Raw genomic sequence first — 20,592 nt, 5'->3', positions numbered from 1 at the left:
CTTATACGTATCGATAATGACTTGGAATCCTTCTGACTTTTTTCAGAGGGATTTTTTAATTGTTAATGTATATGCATTCACCAACTAAGGGGGGAATGGATATGCCAATTACATTGAAAGATGTACAGTTTAGCTTTGATGAATTAGAAAAACCGCTTTTTGAACAGGTGAATTTAGTACTTGATACACAGTGGCGACTTGGATTAGTTGGACGAAATGGTCGCGGAAAAACGACATTATTAAAATTATTAATGAATGACTATGCGTATAGTGGAACGATTTCTTCAACGACAGCCTTTCGCTACTTCCCGCAAAAGCTTTTGCATCCGGACTGGCCTGTTTATACGGCGATTGATGAAGTGATGCCGATTGAACAGTGGAAATTTGAGCGTGAGTGTCAGTTGCTACAGTTAGAGAAGGACATTATTTGGCAGCCATTTGAGCAATTGTCAGGCGGTGAGCAGACGAAGATATTGCTTGCGGCATTATTTTGTGATGAGGCTAGTTATGTCCTCCTAGATGAGCCGACGAACCATTTAGATGCACAGGGCCGCGCATTGTTAGCTACGTATTTGAAGACGAAAAAGGGTTATTTAGTAGTGAGTCATGACCGTCATTTTTTAGATGAAGTGATTGATCATGTGTTAGCGATTGAGCGCAGTCAGCTTGTGCTGTATAAAGGAAATTTTTCAACATATCGTCAGCAAAAGGCGCAGCAGGACCACTATGAACTAGCGCAAAATAAGCGACTTAAAGCGGAAATTCATCGCCTCGATCGGACGGCTAAGGAGAAAGCTCAGTGGGCAGCAAGTAAAGAGGCATCTAGTCATGATGCACAGGTACGGGCAGATGCCGCGCGTATGATGAAGCGTTCGAAGGCAATTGAAAAACGTGTAGCAGCACAGGTGACTGAAAAAACGAAACTTCTACACAATATTGAATCGGTGAGTAATTTGACGATGAATTGCCTAGTTCGTCATCGGAATCCCGTGCTACGTGTGAAGAATTTGACGCTGAGCTACGGAGATGTGCCGTTATTTCAGCCGATTTCCTTTGAGCTCTATCAGGGCGAGCAATTAGCGATTACTGGTGTGAATGGAAGCGGGAAAACGGCATTGCTGGCGTATTTATTTACAAAGAAATTTGATGGTGAGGTGACGGGGGAAGTTCTAATATCACCACAGCTCACGATGAGTATGGTGAAACAGCAGTATGAGTATGCCGGAACATTAAAAGCATTTGCGGCGGAGCAGAAAATTGATTATACACATTTTTTAACGAATTTGCGTGTGCTTGGTATGGAGCGCGATGTCTTCAACGTACCCATTGAGCGTATGAGTGCGGGGCAGAAGAAAAAGGTAGCCTTTGCGAAGTCATTAGGACAGCCAGCGGAGCTTTATTTATGGGATGAGCCACTTAATTATTTAGACATATGGAATCAGCAGCAAATCGAAAAAATGCTTCGGCACTATAAGCCTACATTGCTCTTTGTCGAGCATGACCCGCAATTTATTGACCGTGTAGCGACCAAAATAGTAGAGCTAAAGCGCTGAAAAATAAAAAGAGGCTGGTAAAGCCAATCTTTCCTATGAGCATAAGAAAAACCGGAATCGTGCGGTGGCGCGGTTCCGGTTTTTGTTTGCGAACGCTAAAAAAGAAACATGACGTGTTTTGTCTCAGCCTTTCATGATTGCTGGGAAAGGTGGTTCCACTTATTTTTACTGATGGGTGGTATTTTGTATGAGGAACCGACATGCTGTAAGATTTTTTGATAGGCATTCAGCTTATGTAAATCGATTAACTCATATATGTCTGGGTACACAAAATCTTGCATAATGAAATTGGTGAAATCATTTGTTTCAATGAGGTCCGCGAAAAATTCATGAACATATCGAGAGTCCGCGGCTGATAATGGTTTATCGTCTACAATGTAAAATTTAAAAACATTTTCAACGATTATTAAATCTTCTTCCTGCATAGAGCAAAGTGGGTCAAGTTGCAAATCCTGCTCGCTATAGGGCTGTCTCGTATCTTCAAGAATCGTGATACAAATCAATGCGCCGTCTTTAAAAACGTTAAAAATTTCGAGTTCATTTAAACGAAGTGTTCTTGTAAGTGTAATCAATTTGTAGCTCCTCCTAGGATTTTACGACTTCTTCTTATGATAAAGAAAATAAGAAATAGAAGCGGAATGAGTTGAAAAGTGAGAAATCCTTTAAAAAAATCAATAATGGTAGCATCTGGCCCACCGCCCGCCATAATACCGATAAAAAAGGATATAGGGGCTACAATTAAATTGACACCAAGTATTATTAAAATGGCCGAACGCATAATAGCACCAAAAATAATGACGGCAATGCCAATAATGGCCACGAATGATAGTGGCATAAGATGCACTCCCTAATGTAATTTAATTATTATGTATTTTCAGTAGGTCGCTTTTTAATCATGTTAATGATTTTTAAAATAATAAAATAGAGAAGAATCAACAGCGGTATAATTTGGACGAAAAAAAATCCTTTAAGAAAATCAGCTAGTGTACTCCCTGGTGGGTCAGTGGCCATTGTGCCAATAAAAAATGCATTAGGTGCTACGATAACATTAGCGCCAAGTGTAATGATGATATTGGAATATTTTATCGCTCCGAAGATAACGAGACCAATACCAATAATAGTAGGAATGAAAAAATAGAAAATAATTAGCCCTCCTTTATGTAGTAAGTATAACAATACAATGATGGAATTCGGCTGTTTTTAATAATAAATAGCCAAATAAGGAACAAAATGCCAATTTATCCGTTCGATTTAACAGGAGGGGAAAGTATATGAAAAAAATAATTGCATCTGTTCTTCCAATAATCGCACTTTTGATGTCAGGCTGCGCTGAGGATACAACAACTGCTAATTCAAAAGAAATGCTTGCTTACAATTCTTTAAGTGACGACGACCAAAAACGTATTGAGGTTTCGCCAACAAATGCGACGGTTAAGAAAATAGATGTGAAAGATGCCTTAGTAAAGGTGATTGAGTCCGATTATGCAAAAGACAAAGCCTATGAAATTGTCTTTATGGATTCTAAAACGAACAAAGAAGGAAATGTCGTTGTTTATTTGGATGATCGTGGCAAAGAAGTTATTGGACAAGGTTCTTTAGCAAAATAAAAAATCGGCACCATGATAGGAACTGACCCACGAAAGTGAGACAAAGAAAAAAACACGTTCTTTCAGCTAAATTTGACGGACGCTTTCCTGGGGCATGGCGGAAGCCGCCTCGCTCGCAAGCTCGCTGCGGGGTCTTCCACTCATGCTAAGGGCTCCCCTAGGAGTCGCCGTCAAATTCTTGTTTAACCATCTTTTTCCGGTATTCAACTGGAGAAAGGTGGTTTAACTTTGCCAAAATTCGCGTATGATTATCGTAGTTGATGTATGCTTGAACGGTTTGAACGACAACGTCATTTGTCGTTCAAACCGTTCAAGATAAAACGTTTCGCACTTTAAACTGGGGTGGAACATTTCAATGATGGCGTTATCAGCGGGCGTGCCTTTACGGGACATGCTCATGATAATGCCTTTTTCTTTGACTGCTTGCGGATTGTTATGCGCTATCCCTTCATCTAAATCTTCTTGAAATGGTCCTTTTCCATAGCTGTATTGTTTTCCAAGAGGCTGTTGTAATCGATGCACCTCTCCATCTTGATACCACTTCACCCATTAATAAATCTGTGTATTATTTTTAATCTCACATACCTTCATCATTTCATTCACTGGCACATTTGCCAACTTTATCTCGAGTGGCTTTCCTTTTTGTTTCGTATGAATCCGTTTGTTTTTTGCCCATCAAAAAACACCTCCAAAGATTGTATACCCTTGAACGTGTCTTTTACTTTTTATGTTGTCTCAGATTTTTAGGTTAGTTCGATAGGTGATACCGTTTTTTTCAATAAGCGCCATTAATTGAAACCAATCCCCATAAAATAACAGCGGCAATAAGTACGGTGCAGCTCGTAAGTAGAAGTGCATACAAGCCGTATTTGCGTGATGCCTTTTGTGTTAAGGCTATACATGCTAATACGAGGCTCACGAGTGGTACATACCACATCCCAATAAAGGGGGTATGTGTAAAGAGCGCGATATTTAATAAAAATAACGTGAAGAGGCTAGCGCCAGCTGCAAGGAGTCCGAGTGTGAAAAAGCCTGTTGATTTTGTCATCTTACATATCCTCCTGTAGCAATTTGAATTTTTGAATCAAATGCATATCCATTAGTTTCTTTAAAGCGCTCCCCTTTAAGGAAAGTGTCCCACCATAAATGGAAATGCCATGCTCTTTTACATAGGCTAGTCGTTTTTTAGCTGCCAAATCAATAGGCTGCTGTGGTGATTCAGCTAGTCGTTCAAGTTGCTTTAAAAAAGATTCTTCGGTTTGTTCACCATCTACGCTCTTTGTCATCGGATAGCCAATAAGTGGGTACGTGTCTGCCGTAGAAGTAAGAATTTCTTCTTCTAGCCCAGTGTCTACTGCACTCCATAGCACCGAAACATTATGGCGTAAAAATACCTGTAGCTCATCCTCGGTATAATTTTTGTTAAAAATCGCGAATACAGTTATCCACTTATCATCGGGAATTTCTTTCATATCCAATTGAAAATCCGTAGCAGTAAAATATTTTGGGAACTGCTGATCTGCTGGAGTTGGGTAATTCATGGCTATTTTTTCGGCCGTTTTCGTTGTCAATCCATAATGAGCTTCGTAGCTACCAACCGTATAATCCTGTCCTGCATACTGTTCCTCAAGTTCCGCTTCAAATGTTAGATTAAAAAGTGGCGAAATGGTTGTTTGTACAGTTGTTGGATTCATATCAACGGCCGGATCCGTTAAAGCATAAAGTGCGGTCGTACGTGCAATAAGGTTATTTGCGCGGTCATTCGCCGCATAGTAGGTAATCGATAGCATATAAATAATGGGCGAAATCGCTAAAATAATTGTTAATAATACAATGATTGTATTCCACTTAGCGCGCTGCTTTGCGTGTAAAATGATTTTTTGTGTATCCATAATCTAATCCCTTTCTACATGTTTTTTAATTTCTGCGCGCATGCGAAAAATATGGCTCTTACATGCGGATACAGATAATTTCATAATCTCTGAGCATTCTTCATAGCTTAAATGGTGCACAATTTTTAATAAAAAGAGCTTTTGCTGTTTTTTCGGAAAAGTCGCCAAATACGCAAATGTATCCTCTAAAAGCAACTTATTAAAAAGCTGCTGCTCGAGCTCAAAATCCTCCGCGAGCGAAGAAAAAAATTGCTCATCTGTAACGACTAATCTTTTCTGCTTTCGAAAATAGTCCATACTTGCATGCCTTGCAATTGTAAAAAGCCAAGGGCGAATGTTCGTGCCTTCATAGGAATCGAGCGCAACGTACGCCTTATAAAATGTTTCTTGTAATACATCTTCTGCTTGCATCGGGTCTTTAATAATACTTGCAATATAATGTAAAAGATCCCTCGAGTGCAGTGCAAACAGTTCATCGATAGATTCCATCGCATCAGTCATCCTTTCACCTAATCAACGTAGCAACTGGAAAAACGTTGCAAATTTTTTTACTGCATAAAAAAAGAACCGTTTGAAACGATTCTTCGGTCCGTTATTTTGTTTTTTTCTGCGTGATGATACGGACGATTTCTAAAACGATTAGTAAAACAAAGCCAAACACATAATAAATGGCTAAATCACCACGACCACCTGCATACGTAATCCAGCAAAGTGCTGCGATAACGACTGTGATAATGATTAAAAAGAGAATTCGTGCTTTTGACATCATACATCCGCTTTCTATTAAATATTTCTATTTCATTATAACATGAAATTTGTGGAAAATAATATATTTACAAATTGTCCTAAGTTCGTTATTATTTTAATTATCAGAAAATTCTTGAATTTAGTTTTAGGGGGATACATATGAAAATTTTAGAATCAATTAGTCAATTCGCAGGGAAATATTTTGCGGTCCTTGTTTTACTAATCGCCGTTATTGCATACTTAACACCATCTACATTCGTTGGCTTCGCGCCGTATATCACGTTATTACTAGGTATCGTGATGTTCGGTATGGGCTTAACATTAAAGGGAGCAGACTTTAAATTAATTTTGACGCATCCAAAGCCTGTTATTATCGGCTTAATCGCACAATTTACGGTTATGCCACTAACCGCAGTTGCGATTGCATACATGTTAAATTTACCACCACAATTAGCAGCAGGTCTTGTACTATTAGGCTCTGTACCTGGTGGAACTGCTTCAAATGTTATGGTTTATTTAGCAAAAGGAAATGTGCCATTATCAATTACAATGACATCTTGCTCAACAATTTTAGCACCGATTATGACACCGGCATTGCTGTATTTCCTTGCAGGTCAATGGATGCCAGTTGATCCAATCGCGATGTTTAAATCGATTATTTTAGTAATTATCGTACCGATTGTGCTTGGTATTATTATTCAAAAATTAATGCCAACTGTTGTCGAGAAAAGTATTTCGGTTGTGCCATTAATTTCGGTTGTGGCAATTATTATTATCGTTTCAGCAGTAGTAGGTGGCAATCAGCAAAATATTGCTTCTGCAGGTATTCTTGTATTTTTAGCGGTATTCCTACACAACGGAGCAGGGCTATTACTCGGTTATTTTGCAGCGAAATTAATGAAGTTAAGCGTGCAAGACCGTCGTGCCATCAGTATTGAGGTTGGGATGCAAAATTCTGGACTAGGCGTATCACTTGCGAAAGCGCATTTTGCGGCAGAGCCGATGACCGCATTGCCAAGTGCCTTTGCGGCGGTATGGCATAATATTTCGGGACCTATTATCGCGACGATTTGGGCAAATCGACAACCAAAAAAATAACGATAAAAGCCAGGCACTAGACGGTGCTTGGCTTTTTTTGCATAATGGGTGGATGAAAGGGTGATTTTGTGGAGGATTCCTGCTTTTTTATATATGCTTATAAACGAATATTCATTGACTGCAACAGGCTATCGACAATTTCTGCACTACCATCTTGGAACATGAATAGCGCCACCGTCATCATACCGGCACCAACAAATACTTTAGACCATTTTGCCGCATTGCTTTTTGAATGTTTGATAAGGGCTACACTGACGATCATACCGCCGATAATTAACATAAGAAAATACCAAAATCCCATATAAATACCTCCTTATTTGTTAGTAATACCAACGTATCGTTCGTGTGAAGGTTGCATCATTTGAAGTCTTAAAAATTTCTTGTTATCAGATGTTCGTTGAAATGAATGATTTTTTTAAGTTCCTTTAACACAATGCATCAGTATAAGATTTTCTCGAAGTTTTTACTATATGTAAGTATAAAAAAATACAACAATCTCGAAAGACTGTTGTACTTTTTTTATTTTTTAAGCCCTTTATACCCGATGAACAGAATCAGGAACCAAACTGGTGCTACATATAAGGCGACGCGCATTGCTGGAATGAAGGCCATTAGGACAACAACCATTAATAGGAATGCAAGTGCAATATATGAAGAAATCGGATGCCAAGGCATTTTGAATTGAAGAGCAGATACTTCTTGTTTTGATTTTGATTTACGGAACTTAATTTGTGTACATAAGATAATCGTCCAGCTCGTAATAACGGCAACTGTTGCGACGGCAGAAATGTAGGTGAAGACTTGCTCTGGCACAATATAGTTTAGGACAACGCCGATTAGAAGCATTGCAGACGAGAATAAAATCCCGCGTACAGGTGTCCCGTTTTTACTAACTTTCTTGAATACCTTTGGACCTTGATTTTGTAGTGATAAGTTGAATAGCATACGACCAGAGCCGTATAGACCACTGTTGAATGCAGATACTGCAGCGGTAATAACAACGAAGTTAATAATATGTGCGGCTGCAGGAATCCCAATACCATCGAAAATTTGTACGAATGGGCTACCATTTGAACCAACTTCAGTCCAAGGGTAGATGGCCATCATTACACCAAGTGCCCCAATGTAGAAAATTAAAATACGCCATACGATGTTGTTGATTGCTTTTGGTACCGTTTTTGTAGGGTTTTTCGCCTCGCCTGCTGTTACCCCAACAAGCTCAACACCACCGAATGAGAACATCACTAATACGAAACACATCAGTAGGCCTTCAAAGCCGTTTGGCATGAAGCCACCATGTTCCCACAGATTGCTAATGCCGGTTGGCTCGCCGCCATTACCAACACCAAAGAAAATGATGCATAAGCCGACTAGAATCATCGCAACGATGGCAACGACCTTAATCATCGCGAACCAGAATTCAAATTCACCATAAATTTTTACAGCTGCTAAGTTGATCAGTGTCATTAATACAAGGACAACAAGTGCTGTTACCCATTGTGGAATGTCAGGGAACCAGTAATTGATATAGACGCCGACGACTGTTAGTTCAGCCATCCCAACGACAATCCACATGAACCAATACGTCCAGCCCGTTAAGAAGCCAGCAAATTTTCCTAAATATTTATTCGCATACGTACTGAATGAACCGGAAATAGGCTCAGCTACAGCCATTTCACCAAGTGCACGCATAATTGTAAAGATAACTAAACCACCAATTAAATAGGCTAATAATACAGCAGGTCCAGCTAATTGAATCGTTGAGCTTGAACCATAAAATAAGCCGACCCCAATTGAGCCACCAAGTGCAATTAACTGCATATGGCGATTGCTTAACCCACGTTTTAATTGTGGTTCTTCATGATTTTCTTTCATAACTTTGTACTCCTTATAGTGTGGATTTTTCAAATGATTTGTGCAAAAAGCATAAAAAAAACGTCCCTTTGGATTACCCAAAAGGACGATTCAACTCGTGTTACCACCTTTAATTCATAAGCAACTTACATTACTTACCTTAGAAAGTACAGTCAATACGTGACGATACTTTTGCACATGATTACGGATGCCTACCGGTGTAGCCTACTTAGAATCAACTTTTCGGTACACAGCTCCAAGATGAATTCTCAATCGTTTTACATGCACCTCTCATCAAACCGGTAGCTTTCTGTCTGTAAAAATAAATTGATACTATTTCTTTTCATAGCCTTTGTTTTATACAAATGTTTTGAATTGTCTTTAATTCTATCGCAACTAAAAATTTTGTCAATATAATACGATAGAAAATAACATCATTTTTATCGAAAGGAGGTTTTAATAAGTCATTTTATTCGGTAAAGTAGAAAAAAAGAGACATATTATTTTAGTGATTATCGCGCTATTTAAGTATTAACTAAATGGATTTGACATGCAAATTAATAGCTGTATAATAATGTAAAATTATGAGAGGGGGGCTTCATTTGACCATAGTATTTAGAAAATCAGAACGAGCGGATATTGATGCGCTACTACCTATTCAAAAGGCTGCCTTCCAAGAAGATTTAGCAAAATATGACGATGTTGAAACCAATCCTGCCTGTGAAACATATGAGAAGCTAGCGGAAAATATTCGCGCCTTTCATCATTTTACGATTTTAGACGATGACGAGATTATTGGCGCTCTTGATGTACGAGGCAATGATGAACGCATGCATATCGATAAAGTATTCATTTCACCAGCCTATCAAAATAAAGGACTGGGCACGATGTCGATACATTTTTTAGAGGAGAAATTTCCGAATGTGAAACTTTGGACACTGTATACGCCGTATTTAAGCTTTCGAAATCATCATTTTTACGAGAAGTTTGGCTACAAAAAAACAAAGGAAACACAGCTATCACCAAAATTGATTTTATTTAAATATGAAAAATAGGCTGGGACAAAGCACGTTATTTTTCTTTTTTAGGGTTCGCAACGAAAAACCGAAATCGCGCCACAGTGCGATTTCGGTTTTTCTTATGCTCATAGGAGTGGTTGTTTTTACACGTATGTCCCAGCCTTTTTTTAATTAATCAACTTCTCGCAATACATTTTCGAGTTTTTCCACGCGAGTTGTTAACTCTGTTACTTGGTTTTGAAGTGTAAAGGTTTGCTGCTTCTCAATTTTTAATTTTTCCTCTGCACGTTTCATGCTTTTCTTGTAAGCAACGAGTGCAAAAATAATTAAAATAATCGGTATTAAAAGAATACCAAACATTATTGCTGTAAAAAACATATCGCCCATATTTGTCATCTGTTAATTACTCCATTCGTTTAAATTTGTTTACTGATTCCTTATGGCTTGCTATTGTTTTGAGTCATCCTCCTTCGTTTTTTTCTTCAGTGTAAGAGATGGTGCTAGGGTAGAAATAAGTGCCTCATTTAATTCCAGTTCGAATGAATTTAATGTATAGTATTTCGCTGCCTTCCCACTATCGAGCAATTCCATATCACTTGAAACAATGTGTGCCTCTTCAAGTTTTTGTAAATGTAAGTAGAGAAGGGGCCTGCTCATGCCAAGCTCTCTCGCCAACTGACTTACATATTGCTTGCCAGTCGCTAAAATACGAATAATTCTCAAACGATGTGGATTAGACAAAGCCTCCAAAAACAAAAGTAGCTCGTCGCCATTAGTAATAGGTTTCATATGTAATAATTATATTACAGGTGATACGAAATGTAAATAGGTGGTATATAATTATTATTATGTAAAAAAAGGAGTGAGCTGTAATGAAAAAAATAGTAGTCAGTACAGCACTTATTATGACCTTACTAGTTGTCGGTGCGGGGATGTGGCTGCAAAAAACGCCACCTTTAGAACATGGCGCATTTAGTACAAATGGTGATCGAACATCTATTATTATCGAGTTAGGTAATAAGGGCTTTCGTGATATTCAACTAACCGATGTATTGATTAATAATAACGAAGAGCCTACCGATGTTAAAATGCAAATTAATAATGCGGAGCAGGGCTTTGTGTTAGTTGATACATTTCATTCTCCGGAAGCAAAGAATGTTCATTTTGTGAGTTTAAAGGATGGGCATATTAAAAAAGGAATGATTGAGGAGCAATTGAATGCTAAAGAATCGATGAATGTATATGGATTGTCTATTATGAATAAGCAACCGATTGCTAGTGTGGAAATTCATTATCGTTATTTAGGCATGTCCTATGCAGTTGAGTTAGATACAGATGAACTTTAATAAAGAAAGAGGTGTTAGAATGGATGCAAAAAAATTATTGCAGCAATTTGGTCTTCAGGTGTCGGAAGCACCACAGAGTATTTATCCGTACTCACCTGTTTTTAAAATAGGTTCCGTTATTGTGAAGCGTACACAAAAAAAGCATGATTTGACGTTGTTTCTAGAGGATTTACAGCGACGAGCTATTGCGATTGTTGCGCCAATTGCACCGCGTCAATTATTCGAAGAGCGTATCTTTACAATATATCCCTTTGTAGAAGGCCGTATTTATAACGAATCTCTTGAGGATATTCAGGCAGCAGGACGACTTCTTGGGAAGATTCATGCCGCTTCTGCATCAACAAATGTCTATTCTTTAGATGTTTATGATGTCTATGATTTTACGCTAGAGGAATTAGCAGAGGATTTGGCGACGATTCAACAGCATGTAGTGGAATCGTCGCGAGAATTTGTGCTCGCGACAGACATACTTGAAGAGGCTGTGTTGCGTCAGCAGGAATTAGCACAGCAGCCACTACCCATGGTTGCATCACCCTATGATTATAAAGCGCAAAATTTAGTATATACCCCGCAGCCAGTCGTTATCGATCCAGATAATGCAACCTTTTTACCGCGTATTGTAGATTTAGCGCTTGTGCTTCTACTTTTCCATAATGAAGTAAGCAATCAGCCCTTTACAGAGCAACAGTGGCGAGAGTTTATGAAAGGCTACGGCGAGTCTATTACATTAAATGCTAGTGAGCACGAGCATTGGCAGGCTGTCGTACGTCATTTATTTTTAGATGAGGTGCTGTGGCTGATGGCTGATGCAGCAGAGGACTGGGGCAATGACGAGCAATATGCGCTGTTTGTGGCGCTTGCAAAATTATTGCAGCATCCATACAGTCTATAACACGGGTAAGTAGGATGTCGTTTGACAAAGCTTAGTAGCAAATGTTAATTTTTGGTATAGAACGAAACTATGTAGGGGAAGAAGGGATAAGATGGAACAATTTAATGCAATTATCGTAAAAAAAGAGCAAGATGAGGTTACGTATGCTGTAGAAGCGATTACACTCGATGACTTATCAGCAGGGGAAGTATTAATTAAGGTAGCTTATTCATCTATCAACTATAAAGATATGCTCGCGGTACAAGAAAAGGGTGGCGTCATTCGCGATTATCCGATGATTCCAGGGATTGATTTGAGTGGGACTGTTATCCATTCAGATGCCCCACAGTTTAGTGAACAACAACAAGTGCTAGTGACTGGATTTGGTACAGGTATTACTCATACAGGTGGCTTTGCCGAGTATGCGCGCATTCCCGCTGAGTGGGTCGTCCCATTACCGGATGGTTTATCACTTAAAGAGGCGATGATTTACGGTACAGCCGGATTTACAGCAGCGCTATCTATTCAAGCGTTAGAGCAGGATGGCATGACACCTGATAAGCAGCCATCAATTTTAGTGACCGGCGCAACAGGTGGCGTTGGTAGTGTGGCGATTCAAATTTTAGCGAAGCTTGGCTATGAAAATATTACAGCGCTTGTACGAAAAGAGCATCAAGTAGAGATTGCGACATCACTTGGCGCAACGGAAGTCGTCTTTGCAAGCACACTAGAGGAACAAAAGAAACCACTTGGCAAACAACAATATCATTATGTAGTCGATACGGTTGGTGGCGATGTTGCGGCAGCGATTATACCACTGATTCATTACGGTGGTAGCATTAGTATGTGCGGTAATGCAGGAGGTATTAAATTATCAACGACTGTCTTACCATTTATTCTTCGTGGTATTCACTTGCTAGGGATTGATTCGGTGTTTTTCCCAGCTGAAGAGCGACAGGCTGTATGGCAGAAGCTTGCGACAACATGGCATATTGCACAAACCACATTAAGTGATGAAATTACACTTGAACAAGTACCAGAAACAATTGAAGCTATTAAAAAAGGCGAGCATTTAGGCCGTACAATTATTGCACTCTCATAAACATAATGAATTGTTTCGTTTTAAAAGTCGTAATGAAGAGGTGAAGGTATTGATTTTCGTGACCGGATTAACTGGAAATACAGGACAGGAATTTTTGAAGCACTGTTTAAATGAAGAAATCGTGACAGTGAGTAGAAAAATTCAAAATTTCCCTGATACTATTATTTGTGAAAAAGGGGATTTGACAGATGCAGTATTTGTTGAATCCCTATTTCAGCGGTATCAATTTAAAGAAATTATTCATATCGCAAATATTCGTTATACAGAGTTGTTAATGTCATTAGCTGAAAAATACCATGTACCGCGCGTGATAGCTGTGCATACTACGGGAATTTATTCTCGCTACCGTTCTTGTAATGCACTTTACCAAGAAATTGAAACCCGTCTTTTTAATCAAACATTTGAACATACAAGCTATGTCATTTTACGTCCTACAATGATTTATGGAAATGAACGCGATCATAATATGCAAAAATTAATTCGCTTTTTAAATAAAGCGCCGGCATTTCCAGTGTTTGGACAGGGGGAAGCGTTAATGCAGCCTGTCCATGTGGAAGATTTAGGTCAAGCGATTTATAGTGTGTATCAACGTCCAGATATTCGTAATGCTCATTTTGATTTATCAGGTGGGAGTGTCTTAACATATGGAGAAATTGTACGCTTTATTACAAAACAGCTTGGTCGTAACGTTTTCATAGTGAAAATCCCTTATAATATGGCGTTATTCCTTATTCGTCTATATAATTTAACACCCAAACCTATTATTTCCACTGAGCAAGTGCTAAGACTGCAGGAGCATAAGTCCTATTCACACGCGAAAGCTAAAAAGGAATTTAATTATAATCCACGTTCAATAGAAAAAGGTTTAAAGGAAGAAGTTCAACTATTAAGAAGTAAAGGAATTATTTAAGCTTTTTAAAGAGTTAAAAATACCAATTTTATCTTTAATAGTAAAAAAATACATTTAATATTAATAATATTAAAAAAACATGACTTTTTTATCACACTATAGTTATTATTTAATCGAATTGTAATTTCAAAATACTTTCCTCACCTATACAATTAGTATTATGTAAAAAAAACATATATTATATATTTGTGTTTTATATATGTTTATAAAAAGAATAATACTATATTCTAAGGGAGTGGAGTTATTTACTTGGTGCAACAAGTAAATCGATAATTATGAATAAATACAATAAAAAAACGATAATAGGTGTGTTAAGTGGTCTAGGTATTCTCGTCGTTATTTTTACGATTTTTCTAGTGAACAAGCCTTCACAGAATGATGTGGCGAAACCAGAAGAAACTGTAAAGACAGAGCAAGCTTCTAATGCGAACGAAACTGTTGCTGAAAAAGAAGATTCTGTATCTAAGACAGCCGCTAAGATTAGTATAAATGAAAATCAAAAAGAGTATCCGGCATCTGCACTCGAAAATAAATTAAAAAGAGCTGCGAAAGATTACAGTGAAAAAGAAGATGCGAAGCCATATTTTGCACCTGAAGAAGTCGTTATGCTCTTAAAGCAGTACCATCAGGATGTAACAGAAAACGTGAATACGTATCCTGAAAAAGTGGACGGTTCGATTCAGGTTGTGGAAAATGTATTAAATTCAGGGACTCTAACAGCCGTACAAGTAAAGTTTTTAAAGCATTATCATGCGACACTAACGGTTATTAATGAAGAGTTAGGGCATGAGAAAAACTGGGAGCAACGTGCGGCTAACTATAAAACTATTAGTGTGTACGGTGATCAAATGAAAAAAATCCGTACGAAATACAAAACAACTATCGGAAATTTTGATTTATTCACACAGTATGAGCACCAACAATTATTTTCATAATAAAAAAGAAGCTGAGACAAAACAGGTCATTTTCCTTTTTTAGTGTTCGCAATGAAAAACCGGAACCGCGCCAGCGCGCGATTCCGGTTTTTCTTATCCTCCTAGAAGCGGTTGTTTTTACACGTATGTCAAAGCATCTTTTGGTTACTTCACAATCAATGCTGGGCAAGTGACACGCTTCATAATTTTATGACTGACGCTACCGAGCACCATTTCCTGTAGACTATTTAATCCATGGCTACCGAGCACAATTAGATCGGCTTGTTGCTTGTTTGTATAATCAACAATGACCGGACCTGGTGTACCATGCAAAATCGTCACATTATACGTTACATTTGCTTCTTTTAGCAATTGTTCAATAGGATAAAGCGTTTTGCGGCGTTCTAAAAGGAGCGCATCGGATGATTTTGCATGAAGTAAATCTTTTTTCGATTGATCGAAGTCTACAACAAAGACAATTTAAATGATGGAATCTGCTGAAAGCTGTGCGAGTTTCGCAGCTTCCTTTGCGGTACGTATGGCATTTTCTGAACCATCGACGGCTAGTAAAATATGCTGATACATGAAAATCCCTACCTTTCCTATGGATGCAACTGCTCGAGGATTTTTTGACTGGAGGCATCTAATCCTTCGTAGTGCACATCAATTTGTTGTTGTTTTAGTAACTCTTCTACTTTCATAATGGCGACGACAGCCGATTCATCCCAAATTTTACTATTCGTAAAATCAATGGTAATCGCAGTTGCTGCTAGTTGTTGATTTTTAAAATAGTCAACAAAGCTTTCTGTTGAAGCGAAGAAAAGCTGCCCTTCAATCTGATAGGTTGTTCCTTTTTCAATAACCTTGACGCTAGAAATTTTGATAACAAAAAATAGTGCGCTGAGCATAACGCCTGCGATAACGCCTTTTGATAAATCATTTGTCCATACGACAATGACAACTGTTGCAACCATCACAAAGGCATCTGAGCGAGGTGCTTTCACAAGGTATTTAAATGAGCCGCAATCAAAAGTCCCGATACACACGACAATCATAATCTCGGCAAGTACAGCCATTGAGATTTGAACGACAAGTGGGCCAAGTACAATGATTAAAAACATTAAAAAGGCTCCTGCTACAAAGGTGGATAGGCGACCGCGGCCCCCAGACTTCGTGTTAATAACCGATTGGCCAATCATCGCACAACCGGCCATACCACCAAAGAAGCCGTTAATGACATTCGCAATCCCTTGACCACGAGATTCCTTGTTTTTATCACTTTCGGTGTCGGTCATATCATCGACAATTTGTGCAGTTAATAGCGATTCTAATAAGCCAACAATCGCTAGTGCTAGTGCATACGGGAAAATGATTGTGAGTGTTTCAAATGTAAACGGTACATTTGGGATGAAGAAGTTCGGCAACGTTTGCGTAATCGTACCGAGATCACCAACTGTTTTCAAATGAGCGCCACTAAAAATAGCTACAGCCGTTAAAATCACGATGGCGATTAATGGAGCTGGAATGACTTTAAGAAACTTCGGTAAAAGATACACAATAACGAGTGTAATGGCTAAAAAGATAAAGGTTGTACTGTTTGCGCCAATAATATGTGGCATTTGCGCTAAAAAAATTAAAATAGCGAGTGCATTAACAAAGCCGCTTCTTCAGCAATTACTCAACAATTTATTTGAACAAGTGCCACAGGGTAGCGCTATTGTTTTTGATTATGCAGATGAGCAGCTTTTTGAAACAAAAGGCATTTATGAGCGTGTAGCGCATATGGTCCAGCTAGCCGCGGCTTCTGGTGAGCCGATGCACTGTGCTCTTTCCTTACCAGAGCTCATCACGATGCTAGAGGAGAGCGAGCTTGGCTTGTATGAACATTTAGCTCCTGAGGACATTCAACAGCGCTACTTTGCACATCGCACCGATAATTTACAAGCATTTGAAACGATTCATTACGTGCATGCAGTAAAAATGCACGCATAATATAAATAGGCAGAAATCGTCATAAGGCGGTTTCTGTTTTTTTAGTAGTAATTGACAAAAAAATCCTAACATGGATAATGAAATGAATGATAGGGGGGGGATTTTGTGATTGTTCGACAGGCAGTAGTAGAGGATGCGGTACAAATTGCGGTCGTCATGGAGAATGCAGAGGCATCAGGCTGGATGCTATTTAATCCGGGCGAGCGCAACATAGAGGAATCTAGAATTCAACAGCTAATTCAACAATTAGTGGAAGCACCAAAGGCGAGTTTTTTTGTTGCAGTAGAGCAGGGAGACATCCTTGGCTATGCGATTATAAGAGGGGAGCATTTACAGCGTACGTCGCATCGAGCGGCTGTGATGCTTGGTGTGCATGATGCGAGTCGCGGAAAAGGTGTAGGGACACAGCTATTTGATGCGATGATAGCGTGGGCAAAGGAATTTTCCATACATCGTTTAGAATTAACGGTTATTGAGCACAATATGCAGGCCATTCATTTGTATAAGAAAATGGGTTTTGAGGTAGAGGGCATTAAAAAGGATTCACTGAAAATAGACGAATCCTATGTAAATGAAGTCTATATGTCAAAAATGCTATAAAAAAAGGCTGACGCAAATGCATCAGCCTCTTTTTTTATTGATACCGTTTTGCCAGTTGTGAAATCGTCGCATCTGTTGTACCTGTACCAACAGCATTGAATTTCCATTCGCCGTTATGACGATAAATTTCACCCGTAATAAGCGCAGTTTGCTCATTATAATCATCTGATAAATTAAAACGAATAAGCTCCTGATTACGGTCATCAAAAATGCGAATATAAGCGTTTTGAATAAGGCCAAAATGTTGTTTTTTCAGCTTCGCGCCAAAAATATTTACAACAAATACTAAGCGATTAAATTGCTCAGGCACCTCTTTTAATTTAACAACAATTTGCTCATCATCCCCGTCGCCAGCGCCCGTCAAATTATCACCACTATGCTTCACCGAGCCATCCGCACTTTTTAGACGCGTAAATGAAATAATATCCTTATCGCTTTCTAAACGATCATTTTTCAACATAAATACAGAAGCATCACAGTCAATACTAACAACTGCTGACTTTAGCTTTTTGAAAAATCCACCCTGCTCTCCTTTACTTACCGGGTCCCATCCTAGCCCAACTGTCACCATATTTAACTGCTCATTACCTTTTGTTAAATCTACTTTTTGTCCTTTTACTAAACTAATCATACCGATTCCTCGCTTTCCTTTTTTGTTTCAAGCGATTTCATATCTTTATTATACCAAATGGTCCTTTGATTGGAAAAGTAGTCTTTAATTAGGTTTTGGCAATGAGATTGTAATGATTGTTCCTTTTCCGAGAACACTTTCTACATTAATTGTCCCATGATGCAATTTGATAAGTTGATCGGTAATCGCCATTCCTAATCCTGTACCCTCTATACTTTCGGTTGTTGCCGTGCCACGGTAATAGCGGTTAAATAATTGCTTCACCGTTTCCTGATCCATGCCGCTCCCATTATCCTGTATAACAATCATTTGTTGGTCATCCGCTGGATAGGTTTTCAATTGAATCCGTGTTCCAGGTGAATTATGTTTTAGGGCATTAATTAATAAATTATCAATGACCCGTTGAAATAGAATAGGGTCAATTTTTACATAAGCTTTTTCTTGCTTGGAAATAAAATCAAAGTGAAATTTCTCTGCCTCGCTTGTATTCATTAATTGGATTAATGAGCGACGTAGCCATTCCGTTAATTCAATTTCTTCAATATTCAATGGTAAACGATTATTTTTCAAGCGATAAGTTAGTGTTAAATCATCGATTAATTCCTTCATATAATGCGCCTTATCATCCATTACCTCTAAAAATTGCTGTTGTTCCTCTTTTGACCAATCATGTGTAGAACGCAGCATTTTTGTGTAACCAATAACAGTTGACAGTGGAGTTTTTAAATCATGTGAAAGCCCACTGATCCACTCTTCACGCATTTTCTCCATTTGGGAGCGCTGTTGCTCATATTGAGATAGCTCTGTCGTCATATGCTCCATTGTTTCAACCATATCTTTGTATAAACGGAAGCGGCGACGAATGCGACCTTTCTTATTACGGAAAATAGGTTTGCCACGCTTGTTTATAGGGGCTTGATAATTTTTTTGCCCAATTTGGCGAATCCATTTCATAAAATGCAACATTGGATTGGCGAATTTTCTCGTATAGAAATAAACGAATAAGCCAAAAATAATGAGTACAACAATTAATAAAATAATGAGTAAGGGCACAAGATGTTGCCACACAGCTAAGAAGGCATCATCTGCAAGGCGATTAGCGACGATGAGCTGTTTTCCTGATGTCTCATCTGTGAAACGGAGAAGTTCATAACGGTATTCATCATAAAGTTCCTCAATTGCCTCTTCTGGGTGTTTATCGTTTAATGAATCGAGCACTGTCCCGTCCTTGTCAATATAGTAGACAGGATTTTTTGTTTTGATAGCAGGTAGCTTTACACCAGACCAGTCTATTTGCTGTTTCAGACGCGTCATATCTACCTTACCTTGATTGATTTTCCCAAGCACAACGGTATAATGCTGATTATCTAATTCAAGTGGGAATAAATTATAATCAATATTTTCATTTTTAAATAACTTTGTGTAGGTCGTTGGTATATTCTTTGGTACATTATTTTTCAAGCTCAATTTTTTGTCTTCATCATAAATAAGGAGCCATACTTGTTGCTTTTTTAATCTTTGTAGCAATGTAGGGTTGAGGTTTTCCATTGAATCAATGCTCTGGTCTAACCCTGTAATGGCCATCAAATCACTATTGCTAGATTGTTCTTCCTTGGTTAAAGCATAGCCGAGTAGAAGCAGCATAGAGAGGGCAATCACAATAAATAAAATTATGAAACTTACTATTTGTGTAGAAAACTGTAGGGCAAAGCGACGCTGTAGATTCATAGACGGTTTCCTGGGACAAATTTATAGCCTAAGCCTCTAACAGTCACAATTCGCTCAGGGTTGCTTGGATTGTCTTCAATTTTTTGTCGTAATTTTCGGATGTGGACCATTACCGTATTATCCTCACCTAAATAAGCATCTTGCCAGACATTTTCGTACAATTGGCTTTTCGTAAAAAGTTGATTAGGATGTTTAGCGAAAAATAAGAGTAATTGATAGACCTGAGCTGATAATTCAACAGCCTTTCCTTGAAAGTAAACATCTCCAGAAGCAGTATGTATCGTTAGCTGTGGAAACTGAAGTATTGTTGAAATTTCAGGTTGGGTTTTTATGCGCCGTAGCTGTGCTTTTATGCGTGCTACGACTTCAAGTGGATTAAAGGGCTTCGTAATATAATCATCGCCACCTAACGCAAATCCTGATAACTTGTCTAAATCAGATGTACGGGCAGTGACAAAAAATATCGGTGCATTCGTTAATTGGCGAATTTGTGGGCAAATGTCAAACCCACTTTGTCCGGGAAGCATCACGTCTAATAAAATTAAATCATAGGATTGCTGCTTACAATAAGATAAGGCTTCTTCTGCAGTTATAGCGGTATCGATTTTTGCAAATCCTTCTTTTGTTAAGATTGTCTTTAGCATCGTTAAAATCGCTATTTCATCATCTACAAGTAAGATTTTTCCTTGTTCCATATAACTCACCTCACGTTTATTTTAGCATGTTCT

General features: G+C 38.4%; 24 protein-coding genes, 3 pseudogenes and 1 other annotated feature. Of the genes and pseudogenes, 11 read left to right on the top strand and 16 right to left on the bottom strand.

All coding sequences use genetic code 11. The annotated features are described in order from the left end of the window. The first annotated feature begins 101 nt into the window (after positions 1 to 101). Positions 102 to 1,553 (top strand): ribosomal protection-like ABC-F family protein, encoded by a 1,452-nt coding sequence (abc-f, locus tag QI30_RS08010; RefSeq protein ID WP_126990415.1) that lies wholly within the window; start codon positions 102 to 104, stop codon positions 1,551 to 1,553. Positions 1,554 to 1,684: 131 nt separating this feature from the next. On the opposite strand, the gene QI30_RS08005 is transcribed toward abc-f, so the two are convergent. Both QI30_RS08005 and QI30_RS08000 read right to left on the bottom strand, forming a co-directional pair. Further along, the gene (locus QI30_RS08005) at positions 1,685 to 2,125 is read right to left on the bottom strand and encodes a terpene synthase (protein ID WP_126990414.1); all 441 of its coding nucleotides are present in this window, start codon (positions 2,123 to 2,125) and stop codon (positions 1,685 to 1,687) included. Next, positions 2,122 to 2,388 (bottom strand): hypothetical protein, encoded by a 267-nt coding sequence (locus QI30_RS08000; RefSeq protein WP_126990413.1) that lies wholly within the window; start codon positions 2,386 to 2,388, stop codon positions 2,122 to 2,124. Before QI30_RS08000 ends, QI30_RS08005 begins: the two co-directional genes overlap by 4 nt. A gap of 436 nt (positions 2,389 to 2,824) precedes the next feature. Here QI30_RS08000 and QI30_RS07990 point away from each other — a divergent pair, with 436 nt between their 5' ends. Then, positions 2,825 to 3,160 (top strand): hypothetical protein, encoded by a 336-nt coding sequence (locus tag QI30_RS07990; protein WP_126990412.1) that lies wholly within the window; start codon positions 2,825 to 2,827, stop codon positions 3,158 to 3,160. 157 nt (positions 3,161 to 3,317) lie between these two features. On the opposite strand, the pseudogene QI30_RS20910 reads toward QI30_RS07990, so the two are convergent. From QI30_RS20910 to QI30_RS20405, 5 genes and pseudogenes are all read right to left on the bottom strand, one after another. After that, positions 3,318 to 3,586, bottom strand: a pseudogene (locus QI30_RS20910) (IS3 family transposase); the annotation flags it as partial. Positions 3,587 to 3,935: 349 nt separating this feature from the next. Continuing rightward, positions 3,936 to 4,208, bottom strand: a complete 273-nt coding sequence (locus QI30_RS07975) for a hypothetical protein (protein ID WP_126990410.1) — start codon at positions 4,206 to 4,208, stop codon at positions 3,936 to 3,938. 1 nt (position 4,209) lies between these two features. Continuing rightward, the gene (locus QI30_RS07970) at positions 4,210 to 5,052 is read right to left on the bottom strand and encodes an anti sigma factor C-terminal domain-containing protein (RefSeq protein WP_126990409.1); all 843 of its coding nucleotides are present in this window, start codon (positions 5,050 to 5,052) and stop codon (positions 4,210 to 4,212) included. A gap of 3 nt (positions 5,053 to 5,055) precedes the next feature. Then, entirely contained in the window at positions 5,056 to 5,541 is a 486-nt protein-coding gene (locus QI30_RS07965) for an RNA polymerase sigma factor (RefSeq protein WP_158620997.1), read from the bottom strand. Positions 5,542 to 5,644: 103 nt separating this feature from the next. Next, entirely contained in the window at positions 5,645 to 5,821 is a 177-nt protein-coding gene (locus QI30_RS20405) for a hypothetical protein (RefSeq protein ID WP_158620996.1), read from the bottom strand. 137 nt (positions 5,822 to 5,958) lie between these two features. On the opposite strand from QI30_RS20405, the gene QI30_RS07960 reads away from it, so the two are divergent. Further along, positions 5,959 to 6,897 (top strand): bile acid:sodium symporter family protein, encoded by a 939-nt coding sequence (locus QI30_RS07960; protein ID WP_126990407.1) that lies wholly within the window; start codon positions 5,959 to 5,961, stop codon positions 6,895 to 6,897. A 97-nt stretch (positions 6,898 to 6,994) separates the two neighbouring features. Here QI30_RS07960 and QI30_RS07955 read toward each other — a convergent pair whose 3' ends face one another. Both QI30_RS07955 and QI30_RS07950 read right to left on the bottom strand, forming a co-directional pair. After that, positions 6,995 to 7,198: a hypothetical protein gene (locus QI30_RS07955; RefSeq protein WP_126990406.1), complete on the bottom strand. Its 204-nt coding sequence runs from the start codon at positions 7,196 to 7,198 to the stop codon at positions 6,995 to 6,997. 218 nt (positions 7,199 to 7,416) lie between these two features. Next, positions 7,417 to 8,772, bottom strand: a complete 1,356-nt coding sequence (locus tag QI30_RS07950) for an amino acid permease (protein WP_126990405.1) — start codon at positions 8,770 to 8,772, stop codon at positions 7,417 to 7,419. Positions 8,773 to 8,850: 78 nt separating this feature from the next. Beyond that, positions 8,851 to 9,107: a binding site (T-box leader), on the bottom strand. A gap of 246 nt (positions 9,108 to 9,353) precedes the next feature. On the opposite strand from QI30_RS07950, the gene QI30_RS07945 reads away from it, so the two are divergent. Further along, the gene (locus QI30_RS07945; RefSeq protein ID WP_158620995.1) at positions 9,354 to 9,806 is read left to right on the top strand and encodes a GNAT family N-acetyltransferase; all 453 of its coding nucleotides are present in this window, start codon (positions 9,354 to 9,356) and stop codon (positions 9,804 to 9,806) included. Between the two features lie 135 nt (positions 9,807 to 9,941). Here the strand turns inward: QI30_RS07945 and QI30_RS07940 are convergent, their stop codons facing one another. After that, positions 9,942 to 10,166 (bottom strand): hypothetical protein, encoded by a 225-nt coding sequence (locus QI30_RS07940; protein WP_126990403.1) that lies wholly within the window; start codon positions 10,164 to 10,166, stop codon positions 9,942 to 9,944. Positions 10,167 to 10,217: 51 nt separating this feature from the next. Next, complete coding sequence (locus QI30_RS07935; RefSeq protein ID WP_233600551.1) at positions 10,218 to 10,511, bottom strand: ArsR/SmtB family transcription factor; 294 nt, start codon at positions 10,509 to 10,511, stop codon at positions 10,218 to 10,220. A gap of 131 nt (positions 10,512 to 10,642) precedes the next feature. Between QI30_RS07935 and QI30_RS07930 the strand changes: the two genes are divergently transcribed. From QI30_RS07930 to QI30_RS07910, 5 genes are all read left to right on the top strand, one after another. Further along, on the top strand, positions 10,643 to 11,116 hold the full coding sequence (locus QI30_RS07930; RefSeq protein WP_126990401.1) for a hypothetical protein: 474 nt from the start codon (positions 10,643 to 10,645) through the stop codon (positions 11,114 to 11,116). Positions 11,117 to 11,135: 19 nt separating this feature from the next. Next, positions 11,136 to 12,008: a phosphotransferase enzyme family protein gene (locus tag QI30_RS07925; RefSeq protein ID WP_158620994.1), complete on the top strand. Its 873-nt coding sequence runs from the start codon at positions 11,136 to 11,138 to the stop codon at positions 12,006 to 12,008. 91 nt (positions 12,009 to 12,099) lie between these two features. Beyond that, positions 12,100 to 13,089, top strand: a complete 990-nt coding sequence (locus tag QI30_RS07920; protein ID WP_126990399.1) for a YhdH/YhfP family quinone oxidoreductase — start codon at positions 12,100 to 12,102, stop codon at positions 13,087 to 13,089. A gap of 58 nt (positions 13,090 to 13,147) precedes the next feature. After that, entirely contained in the window at positions 13,148 to 13,999 is an 852-nt protein-coding gene (locus tag QI30_RS07915) for an NAD-dependent epimerase/dehydratase family protein (protein WP_233600558.1), read from the top strand. A gap of 275 nt (positions 14,000 to 14,274) precedes the next feature. Then, positions 14,275 to 14,934: a hypothetical protein gene (locus tag QI30_RS07910; RefSeq protein ID WP_126990397.1), complete on the top strand. Its 660-nt coding sequence runs from the start codon at positions 14,275 to 14,277 to the stop codon at positions 14,932 to 14,934. 144 nt (positions 14,935 to 15,078) lie between these two features. On the opposite strand, the pseudogene QI30_RS07905 reads toward QI30_RS07910, so the two are convergent. Continuing rightward, a pseudogene (locus QI30_RS07905) lies at positions 15,079 to 15,498 on the bottom strand (universal stress protein). 17 nt (positions 15,499 to 15,515) lie between these two features. Beyond that, positions 15,516 to 16,574 (bottom strand): annotated as a pseudogene (locus QI30_RS07900) (SulP family inorganic anion transporter); the annotation flags it as partial. Between QI30_RS07900 and QI30_RS07895 the strand changes: the two are divergent. Both QI30_RS07895 and QI30_RS07890 read left to right on the top strand, forming a co-directional pair. Then, positions 16,483 to 16,905, top strand: a complete 423-nt coding sequence (locus tag QI30_RS07895; RefSeq protein WP_126990395.1) for a hypothetical protein — start codon at positions 16,483 to 16,485, stop codon at positions 16,903 to 16,905. The pseudogene QI30_RS07900 and the gene QI30_RS07895 sit on opposite strands and share 92 nt — an antisense overlap. A gap of 105 nt (positions 16,906 to 17,010) precedes the next feature. Next, positions 17,011 to 17,505 (top strand): GNAT family N-acetyltransferase, encoded by a 495-nt coding sequence (locus tag QI30_RS07890; protein WP_126990394.1) that lies wholly within the window; start codon positions 17,011 to 17,013, stop codon positions 17,503 to 17,505. Between the two features lie 34 nt (positions 17,506 to 17,539). Here the strand turns inward: QI30_RS07890 and QI30_RS07885 are convergent, their stop codons facing one another. From QI30_RS07885 to QI30_RS07875, 3 genes are all read right to left on the bottom strand, one after another. After that, the gene (locus QI30_RS07885) at positions 17,540 to 18,136 is read right to left on the bottom strand and encodes a TerD family protein (RefSeq protein WP_126990393.1); all 597 of its coding nucleotides are present in this window, start codon (positions 18,134 to 18,136) and stop codon (positions 17,540 to 17,542) included. 84 nt (positions 18,137 to 18,220) lie between these two features. Next, positions 18,221 to 19,864: a sensor histidine kinase gene (locus QI30_RS07880; RefSeq protein ID WP_126990392.1), complete on the bottom strand. Its 1,644-nt coding sequence runs from the start codon at positions 19,862 to 19,864 to the stop codon at positions 18,221 to 18,223. Continuing rightward, positions 19,861 to 20,559 (bottom strand): response regulator transcription factor, encoded by a 699-nt coding sequence (locus tag QI30_RS07875; protein ID WP_126990391.1) that lies wholly within the window; start codon positions 20,557 to 20,559, stop codon positions 19,861 to 19,863. Before QI30_RS07875 ends, QI30_RS07880 begins: the two co-directional genes overlap by 4 nt. Positions 20,560 to 20,592: the final 33 nt, after the last annotated feature.

It is taken from the genome of Candidatus Kurthia intestinigallinarum, from assembly GCF_003991225.1.
GTDB lineage: Bacteria > Bacillota > Bacilli > Bacillales_A > Planococcaceae > Kurthia > Kurthia populi.
Note: the sequence above shows the minus strand (reverse complement) of the source record. Positions and strands in the feature narration are given on the sequence as shown.